Genomic DNA, 12,231 nt, shown 5'->3' with positions numbered 1-12,231 from the left:
CACGAGGGGTGCCGGGCGGCGACTGCGAGTCATATGCGCCGGGTGGCCGTCACCTCTTTCGTACGACCACGAAATCGGCGAGCGCGGTCAGCTGCGCCCGCACCTGCTCCGGCATGTCGACACCGTGCAGCGCCTCGATGGCGACCGCGTGCTGGCGGCGGGCCTCCTGAGTGGTCCACTCGCGGCCGCCGGCTTCCTCGATGAGGGCCGCCCGCATGGCGAACTCCTCCTCGGAGAAGGTGTCGAAGTCGTGGGACTCGGCGTCCGCCTTGAGCAGTTCGCCGAGCTTCTCGGAGGCCGGTCCGCCCGCGGCGAGCGCGGCGACGACGGGCAGCGACTTCTTGCGCTGGCGCAGGTCGCTCCACGTCTGCTTGCCGGTCGAGTCGGGGTCGCCCCAGATGCCGAGCAGGTCGTCGACGGCCTGGAAGGCGAGGCCGAGGTGGTAGCCGTACGCCTCCAGGGTGTCGGCCGTCTTGTCGTCGGCGCCGCCGAGGACCGCGCCGATGGACACCGCGCAGGCGAGCAGGGCGCCGGTCTTGTTGCCCTCCATCTCCAGGCACTCCTCGACGGTGACCCGCTCGCGGTGCTCGAAGGAGATGTCCTGGGCCTGCCCGTCGATCAGCTTGCGGGTGGCGGTGGTCAGGCGGCGCGTGGCGCGTCCCGCCTCGACCGTGCCGATCTCCAGGAGGAGTTCGTTGGCGAGCGCGAAGAGGGCGTCGCCGACGAGGATCGCCTGGGCCGGACCGTGCACCTTCCACACGGTGTCGCGGTGGCGGCGCTGCTCGTCGCCGTCCATCAGGTCGTCGTGCAGCAGCGAGAAGTTGTGCACGAGCTCCACGGCCACCGCGCCGGGCACGCCGACCTCGGGGGTGGCGCCCGCGGCCTCCGCGGACAGCAGCGCCAGCGCGGGCCGGACGGCCTTGCCGCCGTCGCCGTCGGCGGGACGCCCCTGGGCGTCGATCCACCCGAAGTGGTAGGCCGCGACGGAGTCCATGGGCGGCGCGAGCCGGTCCACGGCGGCACGCAGCACCGGGGCGGACATGGCCCTGCCGCGCTCCAACAGCGCCGCGATGTCCACGGTGTCGACAGCCGGGTTCGCCGGGGTCACAGGCTCTCCTCTTGTTCCATAACTGATGCTCATGCCGCCTCCAGTGGCGGAAGTTCATAGGGGCGGCCGAGTGCCGAGAGCGCGGCCTGCGCCGCGGTGAGACCGCTGCGCACGGCGCCCTCCATGGTCGCGGGCCACCCGGTGGCGGTCCACGCACCGGCCAGGTAGAGCCCAGGCGCACGGGTGCGCGTGCCGGGGCGCAGGCGCCCGACGCCGGGCGTGGGGGCGAACGTCGCGGTGCGCTCCCGGGTGACGAAGAAGTCCCTGACCTCGGCTCCCCGGGTGGCGGGCAGCAGCCGCTCCAGCTCGGGGAGGTAACGCTCCCTCAGCTCGGCGACGGGTGCGTCGATCTCGTCGGCCGCGTCGGACTGGGACAGCGCCAGGTACTGGCCGCCGCCGGTGAGCCCGGAGGCCTCGGTGCGGTCGAAGACCCACTGCACGGGGGTGCCGAGCGCGGCGAAGAACGGCTTGCGCAGCACCTTGCGGTCGTACACGACGTGGACGTTGAGGATCGGCGAGACGCCGATCTCCTGGAGCCGGTCCTGCTCGTCCAGCGCCCCCTTGGGCAGCAGGGCGTGCGTTTCCTTCTGCGGTACGGCGAGGACCACGGTGTCGGCGGCGATCTGCTCCCCGCCGGCCTCGACGACCCAGCCGCCCTTCTTGCTGCGGGTCAGGGAGTCGGCCTTGACGCGCAGTTCGGTCCGTACTCCGGCGGAGTCGAGGGCCTTGCGGGCGCGGGTGTCGTGGAGGTCGCCGAGCGGGACGTGGGCCCAGCCGATGTCGGCGGCGCCCGGGTCGGAGAGCAGCCCGGTCTTGAAGACCTTGGCGGCGAGCCCGAGGGAGGCCTGCGGGGCGCGCACGTTGAGGGTGGCGACGCCGACCAGGTCCCAGAGCGCCTCGATGGTGCGCGGCGACTGCCCGTGCTGGGCGAGCCAGGTCGCGAAGTCGACGGCGTCCAGCGCCGGGTCCTCCGGGTCGAGCCCCTTGAGCGCGAGGGCGGCACGGCCGACGGACGCCCGTTCCGCCATCGACAGGTGCGGGTACGTGGCGAGGCTGGCGGCCAGGTGCAGCGGTACGGGCAGGGCGGTGCGCCGCAGCGTCCCCAGCCGCGGGCCGCGCGGGTCGCCGACGTCGAGCACCGGCACTTCCAACCGGCGCTGGATCGGTGCGAGTTCGGCCGCGTCCACGCGGTCCAGGAACCAGCGGTACGCCGTGCAGCAGCGCAGGTAGACGTGCTGCCCGTTGTCGACGGTCAGGTCGCCGCGCTGGAAGGAGAACGCGAGACCGCCGAGGCGGGGCCGCCCTTCCAGCAGCGTGACGCGCACGCCCGCGCCCGCGAGTTCGAGGGCGGCCGTGACACCCGCGAGACCGCCGCCGACGACGACGGCGGTGGGCGCGGGCGGCATGGTGTCGTGTGTCATGCACCCTCCCCCGGGCGATGTGCCGTGCAGAACGCCGACGCCACCTGCGCAGGCGTGGTCGTTGCAGGCTTCGTCGTTGCAGTCAGGGACGCGTCAGACCGGCGGAGGGTTGCGCACCGGTTCGACGAATTCCGCGGATTCTGTGGGTTTCGCTCGTTCCACGCCGTGCACGCGGTGCGCGGCTTGCGCACCGGATTCGGATGTTTCACGTGAAACGCTCTTCCCGCCCCTTTCAAGGACGCCTCCGGGCGGTCTGCCGGGAGATGTGACGCGCGTCCAGCCCGGAGAGTCCGCGCACGGCGACGTAGGCCTTCTCACGTCCGGGCAGCGAGACCCGGCCGCGCAGGACGGCCTCGGGGTCGCGCTCGATGCGGTCCAGGAGTCTGCGGTAGATGCCCGCCATCGCCGCGACGCAGGCTCCGCTGCGCCGGTCGAGGTGGGGCAGCAGCCGGTAGCCCTCGGCGAACAGGGCGCGGGCGCGCCGCACTTCGAAGTGCACGAGCCCGGCGAAGTCGGAGCCGGGCGGCGGGGTGGAGCTGTGGAAGCCTTCCGAGCAGCCGAACTTGGCGAGGTCCTCGGCGGGCAGGTAGGTCCGCCCGTTGCCCGCGTCCTCGCGGACGTCGCGCAGGATGTTGGTGAGCTGGAGGGCGAGGCCGAGCGTATCGGCGTACTCGGGGGCACGGTCGGCGTCCCGTGCGCCGGACGGTGTGCCGAACACACCCAGCGACAGCCGCCCGATGGCTCCCGCGACGCACCGGCAGTAGACCTTGAGGTCGTCCCAGGTCTCGTACGTCGCCTCGTGGACGTCCATCAGGACGCCGTCGATGAGTTCGTCGAGCCCGCCGAGCGGGATCGGGAAGCGGCGCGCGGCATCGGTGAGCGCGACGGCCACCGGGTCGGTGTCGTCCTCCTCGATGTCGCCCGCGCTGATCCGGGCGAGCAGCGCCCGGGTCTCCCCGAGGCGCTTCTCCTTGACCTCCGGCGGCAGCGTGCCGTCGCCGATGTCGTCCACGCGCCGGGAGAAGGCGTAGAGCGCGGACATCGCGTTGCGCTTGTCGGTGGGCAGCAGCCGGATGCCGTACGCGAAGTTGCGCGCCTGCTGTCCGGTCACCGCCTCGCAGTAGCTGTACGCGGCGAGTACCGGTGCGGACGTCTCGTCGAGTCCCTCCATGGTCCGGCTCACCCCTCTCTTCGCAGAGTCGCTCCCACTTCGCGCAGCAGACTGAGCTTGGTGGGCTTGGGCGGTCCAGGGAGTACGTCGAATCCGGCGGCGTGCACCGCCTTGAGGGCGGCGCGACCACCGGCGACGAAGCCGGCCAGCAGAAGCCTCAGTCTGCCGTGCACGCTACCCACGAGCGGGGGTCCTTCATTCAGGAGGCGCGAGGCGCGTTCCGCTTCGAAAGCGACCAGTGAGCGCACCGAGGAGTTGGCGCTCGGCGCGGCAAGGTCGTTTTCGGACACGTGGAAGCGCCGCATGTCCTCGGCCGGGAGGTAGATCCGGTCCCGGGCCAGGTCCTCGGCGACGTCCTGGAGGTGCTCGACGATCTGGAGCGCCGTGCAGACGGCGTCGGAGCGGCGGACGCGTTCGGGGCTGGTGGTGCCGGTGAGGGCGAGGACCAGGCGGCCGACCGGGTTGGCGGACTTCTCGCAGTAGGCGAACAGGTCGTCGTACGTCTCGTAGCGCGCGACCGTCTGGTCCTGCCGGTTGGCCTCGATCAGCCCGAGGAAGGGCTCGGGGGTGAGGGCGCGGCGGCGGACGGTCGACTGGAGGGCGAGCAGGAGCGGGTGGCGCGGCGTGGAGTCGAACACGCGGTGCAGGTCGGCCTCGAAGGCGTCCAGCATGGCGAGCCGGTCGTCCGTCTGCTCCCGGTCGAGTCCGAGGAGTTCGGCGTCCCGGCCGCCGGGGGCGAGGTCGCCGTCGCCGATGTCGTCGACGAGGCGGGCGTACCCGTAGACGGCCATGAGGTCGTCGCGCCAGGCGCGGGGCAGGAAGAAAGGAGCCACGGGGAAGTTCTCGTCCGCGGCCTTGTCGAGGGTGGTGCGCTCAGGGGCGCCGTGGTGCGCCTCCCGGACTCCGGTCATCGCCGACCGCCCTCCACGAGGACGGCGAGAGCATCTCGGAGCTGGAGATTTTCCATTGCCATTGCCGTCACACCTCCCGTTCTACACTGCCGACTCAAAACATCCCATTTCGGACACGCCGCCCGTCATCCGACGGCAGCGAGTGCTCTGAGGCGGGGCCCCGAGGGGGTATCGCCCCACTTGCCGCGAATCAGCACCGGTACAGCTTACGTTGTACAACGCGAAGCATCTCCTCGGGGTGTTGCGCGCATTACAACAACACTCCAATCGGAGCCAACCTTCCCCGGCCGTGGGCCAGTTGGCCGAACGGCCGAAACCTGACGCCCTGTCGGACCGGGTCGGGCGGGGCTCACTCGCGTACACAGCCGCAGGGCCCCCGCCGGTTCCGGCGGGGGCCCTGCGGACGGTCTCGGCGACCGGCGCTACTTGCCGGTCTCCTTCTCGTACGCCTTGACGACCTCCTCGGTGGGGCCGTCCATCAGCAGCTCGCCCTTCTCCAGCCACAGGACGCGGTCGCAGGTGTCCCTGATCGACTTGTTGCTGTGGCTGACCAGGAAGACCGTGCCGGCCTCCTTGCGGAGTTCGCGGATCCTCTCCTCCGAGCGGATCTGGAACTTCCGGTCACCGGTGGCGAGGGCCTCGTCGATCATCAGGACGTCGTGGTCCTTGGCCGCCGCGATGGAGAAGCGCAGACGCGCCGCCATGCCGGAGGAGTAGGTCCGCATGGGAAGGGTGATGAAGTCGCCCTTCTCGTTGATGCCGGAGAAGTCGACGATGCCCTGGTAGCGCTCGCGGATCTGCTCGCGCGACATGCCCATGGCGAGACCGCCGAGGATGACGTTGCGCTCACCCGTGAGGTCGTTCATCAGCGCCGCGTTGACGCCCAGCAGCGAAGGCTGGCCATCGGTGTAGACCTTGCCGCTCTCGGCGGGCAGCAGGCCCGCGATGGCGCGCAGCAGGGTCGACTTGCCGGAGCCGTTGGAGCCGATCAGGCCGATGGCCTCGCCGCGGTACGCCGTGAAGGACACCCCGCGCACCGCGTGCACCTTGCGCACGCCGCGGACCTCGTCGACCTTCTTGCCGCGCAGGATGCGGTTGAGGGCGGCGGTCGCGCCGCCCTTGCCGCCGCCACCGGTGTTCACCCGGTAGACGATGTGCACGTCGTCGGCGATGACCGTGGGGACGCGTCCCTTGTTGTTGTCCTCAGCCACGGCCGTAACGCTCCTCAGACTTCCAGAAGTACACGAAGCCGAGCACCCCGAAGAGAACCGCCCAGGCAGCGGCGGCCGCCCAGACGTGCGGCGGCAGGTTCTCCGACCCGTACCCGTCGATCAGCGCGAAGCGCATGAGGTCCATGTAGACGGCCGCCGGGTTCCACTGGAGGATGTCGGCGATCCAGGCGGGCTTGTCCTTCAGCATCACCGGGATGCTGAACATGACGCCCGAGGCGTACATCCAGGTCCGCATGATGAACGGCATCAGCTGCGCCAGGTCGGGGGTCTTGGAACCCATCCGCGCCATGATCATCGCGAGGCCCGTGTTGAACATGAACTGGAGCACCAGCGCCGGGATCACCAGCAGCCACGACCAGGTCGGGAAGTTGCCGAAGGCCATCACGATGAGCAGCAGCACGCCCATCGAGTACAGCAGTTGCTGGAGCTGCTGGAGCGAGAAGGAGATCGGCAGCGAGGCCCGGGGGAAGTGCAGCGCGCGCACCAGGCCGAGGTTGCCGGAGATCGCCCGCACGCCCGCCATCACCGAGCTCTGGGTGAAGGTGAACACGAAGATGCCGGTGACCAGGAACGGGATGTAGACCTTCTTGTCCATCCCCCGTCCCGCGTCCAGGATCAGCCCGAAGATCAGGAAGTAGACCAGCGCGTTGAGCAGCGGGGTCGCCACCTGCCACAACTGGCCCAGCTTGGCCTGGCTGTACTGGGCCGCCAGCTTGGCCGAGGAGAACGCCATGATGAAGTGGCGCCGCCCCCACAGCTGCTGGACGTACTCGCGCAGTCCGGGACGGGCGCCGCTCACCGAGAGGTGGTACTTGGCGGCGAGCTGCGCCGGGGTCAGTCCCTCGTCGGGAGAGGGAGGGACGCTCATAGCGACCGCTCCGTCTTGGGAAGTGTCACTCACAAGTGGAAACTTTCGTCTTCAAAGATGCGCGAACCGGTCGGGCGCTGGCGCGCGGGTATCCGGGTCCCGGGAGACAAAACCCGATGCTTGCCGCCCCGGGAGGGCTGTTCCGAGCCTGTCAGATGACGGGTGGTCGGCCCAGACGGGTCAGCCGCCATACCGTACGCCACTTCATGGGACGTCGCGGACCCGCGGGGGTCTTCCAGCCCTCCTTGAAACCGCCGAACCAGGCCTTGAGCGCCTCCCCCGAGGGGCGCCGGGCGAGGGTGAGCAGCAGCCAGACGCCGACGTACACCGGCACCAGGGGCGCGGGCAGGTTGCGGCGGGCCAGCCAGACCCGGTTGCGGGCCACCATGCGGTGGTAGGTCGCGTGCCGGGCGGGCGAGGTGGTGGGGTGGTTGAGGACCATGTCGGCGCGGTAGTCGATTCCCCAGCCGGCGTCGAGAGCCCGCCAGGCGAGGTCGGTCTCCTCGTGGGCGTAGAAGAACGCGTCCGGTAGTCCGCCGACCTCCGCGAAGACCTTCGTGCGGACGGCGTTGGCGCCGCCGAGGAAGGTCGTCACGCGCGAGGAGCGCATCGGGTCCGAGGCGCGCAGCCGGGGGACGTGGCGGCGCTGGGTGACGCCGGTGTCCGGGTCGGCGATGCGGAAGCTGATGATGCCCAGCTCCCGGTCGGCCTCGAAGGCCTTGCGGCACAGTTCGGCGGTGTCGGTGTTCGGCAGGAGGCCGTCGTCGTCCAGGAAGAGCAGGACGTCGACGTCCGACCCGGCGGGCCCGAAGGCCTCGATGCCGACGTTGCGGCCACCGGGGATGCCGAGGTTCTCGGGCAGGTCCACGGTGCGTACGTCGTCGGGCACGCCCGTGACGGGGGCTCCGTTGCCGACGACGACGATGTCGATCGGGTCGCCGTCCTGCTTGCGGACGGAGTCGATCAGGGCGTTCAGGTCGTCCGGGCGGGTGCCCATCGTGATGATGACCGCGCCGACCTTGAGGGGGCTCTGCCCCTGGGCGGCACTCACTTCAGCCTGCTGGAGGCGAGGATGGACACCAGGTGAAGCAGCGTCTGGAGCAGGGCGATGCCCGCGAAGACGGCGACGCCGAGGCGGGTGAAGAACAGGTCGTCGCGGACCGCGTCGAAGATCGCCAGGACCAGGATCAGCAGCGACGCCTCGATGCCGAGGATCAGCCGGTGGAACTGGAGCATGGAGGCGAGCCTGCGGGCCAGAGCCATCTTCGAGGAGCGCGGCACGCTCGCCGACTCCGCGACCGGCGGCTTGCCGCCCTGGTGGCGGGCGACGGCGACCAGGTCGGTCTCGGCCTTGATCAGGATCGCGCCGAGCGCGGCCAGCGTGCCGAGGAAGGCCCACAGCCAGTCGATGCGTCCTGTGCCCCAGATGTCCGCGGCGCGCAGGCCGACGCCGACGAGCACGGCGGCGTCCGTCAGGTACGCGCCGACGCGGTCGAGGTAGACGCCGTTGAGCGAGAACTGCTTCTTCCAGCGGGCGACCTCGCCGTCGACGCAGTCGAGGAGGAGGTAGAGCTGTACGGCGACGACGCCGAGCACCGCGCCCCAGATCCCGGGCACCAGCAGCGCCGGTGCGGCGAGGACGCCGCAGACGGTCATGACGTACGTCAGCTGGTTGGGGGTGATGCGGGTGTTGACCAGGTACCGGTCGACGCGCAGGGAGATCTCGCGCATGTACAGGCGGCCGCCCCAGTGCTCGCCGCTGCGCCGGTCCTTGACGCCCGCGGGGTGAACGACGGGACGGAGTTCAGCTACTGATGGTCGTCTTGACATAGTCGGCGTAAGCGTCCCTGATCTGGTCTGCGGACAGGTCGAGGTGTTCCAGGATCGTGAAGCGTCCCGGACGGGTCTGGGGGGCGTACTCGACGGCCTGGACGAACTCGTCGACGGTGAAGCCGATGTCGCCGGGCAGTACGGGCAGTTCGTGTCTGCGCAGTACGTCGGCGAAGAGTGCGGCCTCCTCGTGCGCGCCGCGCAGGTGCATGGCGAAGGTGGCGCCGATGGCGACCTGTTCGCCGTGCGGGGCGGAGCGCTTGGGGAAGAGCAGGTCGAAGGCGTGGCTGATCTCGTGGCAGGCGCCGGACGCGGGGCGGCTGTCGCCGGCGACGGTCATGGAGATGCCGGTGAGGACCAGGCCCTCGGCGAGCACCTTGAGGAAGGAGTCGTCGCGGATGGTGCCGGGGTGGCGGAGCACCGCTTCGCCCGCCTGGCGGGCCATCGCGGCGGCGAGGCCGTCGATGGGGTCGCCGTGCACCTCGTGGGCGAGTTCCCAGTCGGCGACGCAGGAGATGTTGGAGACGGCGTCGCCGATTCCGGACCGTACGAAACGGTCGGGGGCCTCGCGGATCACGTCGAGGTCGATGACCACGGCGATCGGGGTGGGGACTCCGTAGGAGCCGCGCCCGTTGTCGTTGTCGAGGGTGGCGACCGGGGAGCAGAGGCCGTCGTGGGCCAGGTTGGTCGCCACGGCCACCATGGGCAGGCCGACGCGGGCCGCCGCGTACTTCGCGACGTCGATGATCTTGCCGCCGCCGAGGCCGACGACCGCGTCGTAGCGCTGCTTGCCCTTGATGTCGTCGGCGAGCTTGACCGCCGAGTCCAGGGTGCCGTCGGCGACCGGGTACCAGTCGGCGTCGGGCAGGTCGGGGGCCAGGCGCTCGCGCAGGGCCTGGCCGGAGCCGCCGCTGATGGCGATGGCCAGGCAGCCCGAGCCGGAGATCCGCTGGTCCGCGAGGAGACCGGCGAGATCGTCCAGGGCGCCCCGGGAGATGTCGACGGTCAGCGGGGAGGGGATCAGGCGGGTCAGTACTGGCACGCGATCTCCCGGCCCTTGGCGAGGTCGTCGTGGTTGTCGATCTCGACCCACTTGACGTCACCGATGGGGGCCACGTCGATCTGGAAGCCGCGGTTGACGAGCTCCTGGTAGCCGTCCTCGTAGTAGAGGTCGGGGTCGCGCTCGAAGGTGGTCTTCAGGGCGTCGGCCAGCTCGTCGGCGGCCTCGCCCTCGATGAGGGTGACGCCGATGTACTCACCGGTGGCCTCCGCCGGGTCCATCAGCTTGGTGATCTTGCTGACGCCCTTGGCGGGGTCCACGACGACCTTCATCTCCTCGTCGGCGAGCCGCTTCACCGTGTCGAGCGCGAGGATGATCTTCTTGCCGTCGCCGCGGGCGGCGAGCAGCGTCTTCTCGACGGAGACGGGGTGCACGGTGTCGCCGTTGGCGAGGATCACCGTGTGCCGGATCGAGTCGCGGCCGCACCACAGGGAGTAGGCGTTGTTCCACTCCTCGGCCTTGTCGTTGTCGATCAGGGTGATGTTGAGGCCGTACTTGGCCTCCAGCGCCTCCTTGCGGTCGTAGACGGCTTCCTTGCGGTAGCCGACGATGATCGCGACGTCGGTGAGGCCGATCTCGGCGAAGTTGCCGAGGGTGAGGTCGAGGATCGTGGTGTCGCCGTCCACGGGCACGAGGGCCTTGGGAAGCGTGTCGGTGTAGGGACGCAGACGCCGTCCGGCGCCCGCCGCCAAAACCAGGCCGATCATGCGGTTTCTCCTTCGTCGTGTACGGCGGGTGCTCCCGAGGAGACCCAGAAACGGATGCTCTCGGCGAGCACCACCAGGGCGATGACCACGGCGAGGACCGTGAGTGCGAGGGGGAAGTCGAGCGTGGTCGACAGGGCGGCGAGAACGGCCACCACCAGCGTGCGGCCCTCGTGGCCGCCGACCGCCCGCACCAGCCAGTTCGGCGGGGCTCCGGTGCCGCCCTTGATGCGGTACACCGTGTCGTAGTGATGGTAGGCGACCGCTGCGACCAGCCCGAATGCGGCGGGGAGCGCCCCGGGGACGTCCGCCTTCGCCGCGAGGACCAGGACCGTGCAGTACTCGGCGATCCGGAAGAAGGGCGGCAGGAGCCAGTCGAGGGAGCCCTTGAGGGGCCGGCTGACGGCGAACCCGGAGAGCATCGCGTAGGCGACCGCGACGACGATCACGCGCCAGTCGCCGAACGGGGCGACGACGACCGTGGCCAGCAGCAGGACGGCTGCGAAGCCGGCGACGACAGGGGCGGCCGTGCGGCCCTTGGCCTGAACCTTGGCGACGAACTCGGCGAGCGGCCCGGAGTCCGCCAGGTCCGCCAGCGCCTGCGCCGCCCGGTCGGTGCGGGTCGCACGCCGGGTCAGCGAGCGCAGCACGCGGCCCGCCGTGGTGTAGCAGGCGGCGAAGGCGCAGCCGATGAGCAGGGCGTAGAAGACGATCCGGGGCGTGGTGACGGCCGTCAGGACGGCGATCATGGCCCAGCGCTCGCCGATCGGCAGCACGATCATGCGCCGTACCCAGACCGTCCAGCCGACGCTGTCGAGCTTGTCGGAGAGGGCGGCGGTGGGGCTGGTGTTGCCGGTGGCGTCGTGGTTGGCCTCGTTGAAGGAGAAGTCGACGACATGGCGGCAGGTCTGGAGGACCATCGCGCCCAGTGCCAGGGCCCATACGTCGTCGCCGCCGCGGATCGCGCCGAGGGCGAGGCCCGCGTAGTAGGCGTACTCCTTGGCGCGGTCGAAGGTGGCGTCGAGCCAGGCGCCCATCGTCGAGTACTGGAGCGAGTAGCGGGCGAGCTGCCCGTCCGTGCAGTCCAGGACGAAGGAGAGGAGCAGCAGCACGCCGGCCGCGACGTAGCCGCCCCGGGTTCCGGTCGCCGCGCAGCCCGCCGCTATGAGCGCGGTGATCAGGGAGGCGGTGGTGACCTGGTTCGGGGTGAGGCCGCGGCGCGCGCACCAGCGGGCGATGTAGCGGGAGTAGGGGCTGATGCAGTACGTGGTGAAGAAGCCGTCGCGGGACTTCACGGCGGTGCGCAGCCGGATCGCCTCGTCGTCGACGGCGGCGACGGCCTGCTCGGCCTCGGTGCGGGAGGCCTGGTCGGCCGGTACGGCCGCCACGAGCGACCCGAGCTCCGGACGCTGTACGGCGACGCCTTCGGCGTCGAGCGCGGCCGCGATCTCGTCGGGCGTGCCCGGCGCGGTGTGTGCGGCCCGGCTGAGCGCGGCCCTGGCCTCGGGCTGCGCGGTGAGTGCGCCGGGGACGGCGGCCGCGGGGAAGCGGGGGTCGGTCAGGCCCAGGCGCAGGGAGTGCAGATGGCCGACGAACCGGGGGTCGACGAGCGCGACGCGGTCACCGGCGGGCGCCCCGTCGAGGAGCTTGGCGGCCTCGGAGGGGTCGGCGGCGGACCGTACGTCGAATCCCAGCGACCGCAGCTCGCCTTCGAGCGACGACCCGGGTACCGGCGGGCCCGTGAGGATTGCGGTCGACAGACGAACTCACTCCTTGAGCATGGCTACACGCCTGAGCATGGCTTCGGGAGCCGCACCCTTCGGGTCCGCGCACGGGCGGGCGGGGCGGCATCGGCAGAGGCTATCGGATGAACGGAACCTTGATTTCACTGCCCGTTCAGGCTTCCGGCAGGACCGCACCGGGCGA

At 70.8% G+C, this 12,231-nt stretch carries 12 protein-coding genes; 1 reads left to right on the top strand and 11 read right to left on the bottom strand.

Annotated elements, in window-relative coordinates; genetic code table 11:
* Positions 1-49 precede the first annotated feature (49 nt).
* The 11 genes from IE269_RS20970 to IE269_RS20920 all read right to left on the bottom strand — a co-directional run bounded on the left by IE269_RS20970 (position 50) and on the right by IE269_RS20920 (position 12,008).
* Positions 50-1,141, bottom strand: coding sequence for a polyprenyl synthetase family protein (locus IE269_RS20970; protein ID WP_189824567.1), 1,092 nt, complete (start codon positions 1,139-1,141; stop codon positions 50-52).
* Entirely contained in the window at positions 1,138-2,529 is a 1,392-nt protein-coding gene (gene hpnE / locus IE269_RS20965) for a hydroxysqualene dehydroxylase HpnE (protein WP_189824566.1), read from the bottom strand. Before hpnE ends, IE269_RS20970 begins: the two co-directional genes overlap by 4 nt.
* A 232-nt stretch (positions 2,530-2,761) precedes the next feature.
* Positions 2,762-3,700 carry a presqualene diphosphate synthase HpnD gene (gene hpnD / locus IE269_RS20960; protein ID WP_189824565.1) on the bottom strand — a complete coding sequence of 313 codons (939 nt, stop codon included), beginning with the start codon at positions 3,698-3,700 and terminating at the stop codon, positions 2,762-2,764.
* A gap of 8 nt (positions 3,701-3,708) precedes the next feature.
* On the bottom strand, positions 3,709-4,611 hold the full coding sequence (hpnC, locus tag IE269_RS20955; RefSeq protein ID WP_189824564.1) for a squalene synthase HpnC: 903 nt from the start codon (positions 4,609-4,611) through the stop codon (positions 3,709-3,711).
* A gap of 422 nt (positions 4,612-5,033) precedes the next feature.
* Entirely contained in the window at positions 5,034-5,822 is a 789-nt protein-coding gene (locus IE269_RS20950; RefSeq protein ID WP_189824563.1) for an ABC transporter ATP-binding protein, read from the bottom strand.
* A complete protein-coding gene (locus IE269_RS20945; protein ID WP_189824562.1) occupies positions 5,815-6,744 on the bottom strand; it encodes an ABC transporter permease in 930 nt (309 codons plus the stop codon). The genes IE269_RS20950 and IE269_RS20945 overlap by 8 nt, the downstream gene beginning before the upstream one ends.
* A gap of 118 nt (positions 6,745-6,862) precedes the next feature.
* Positions 6,863-7,708, bottom strand: coding sequence for a glycosyltransferase family 2 protein (locus IE269_RS20940; RefSeq protein WP_189824724.1), 846 nt, complete (start codon positions 7,706-7,708; stop codon positions 6,863-6,865).
* A 50-nt stretch (positions 7,709-7,758) separates the two neighbouring features.
* Entirely contained in the window at positions 7,759-8,541 is a 783-nt protein-coding gene (locus IE269_RS20935; RefSeq protein WP_189824561.1) for a CDP-alcohol phosphatidyltransferase family protein, read from the bottom strand.
* Positions 8,516-9,583: an iron-containing alcohol dehydrogenase family protein gene (locus tag IE269_RS20930; RefSeq protein ID WP_189824560.1), complete on the bottom strand. Its 1,068-nt coding sequence runs from the start codon at positions 9,581-9,583 to the stop codon at positions 8,516-8,518. The genes IE269_RS20935 and IE269_RS20930 overlap by 26 nt, the downstream gene beginning before the upstream one ends.
* Positions 9,571-10,308, bottom strand: coding sequence for a phosphocholine cytidylyltransferase family protein (locus IE269_RS20925; RefSeq protein ID WP_189824559.1), 738 nt, complete (start codon positions 10,306-10,308; stop codon positions 9,571-9,573). Before IE269_RS20925 ends, IE269_RS20930 begins: the two co-directional genes overlap by 13 nt.
* On the bottom strand, positions 10,305-12,008 hold the full coding sequence (locus IE269_RS20920) for a DUF5941 domain-containing protein (RefSeq protein ID WP_229898031.1): 1,704 nt from the start codon (positions 12,006-12,008) through the stop codon (positions 10,305-10,307). The genes IE269_RS20925 and IE269_RS20920 overlap by 4 nt, the downstream gene beginning before the upstream one ends.
* Between IE269_RS20920 and IE269_RS43250 the strand changes: the two genes are divergently transcribed.
* A complete protein-coding gene (locus IE269_RS43250; protein ID WP_229897973.1) occupies positions 11,889-12,176 on the top strand; it encodes a hypothetical protein in 288 nt (95 codons plus the stop codon). The two genes, IE269_RS20920 and IE269_RS43250, sit on opposite strands and share 120 nt — an antisense overlap.
* Positions 12,177-12,231: the final 55 nt, after the last annotated feature.

This window comes from Streptomyces spiroverticillatus (genome assembly GCA_014650415.1).
In the GTDB taxonomy this organism is placed as follows: Bacteria; Actinomycetota; Actinomycetes; order Streptomycetales; family Streptomycetaceae; genus Streptomyces; species Streptomyces spiroverticillatus.
This window is presented reverse-complemented; position numbering and strand designations above follow the sequence as displayed.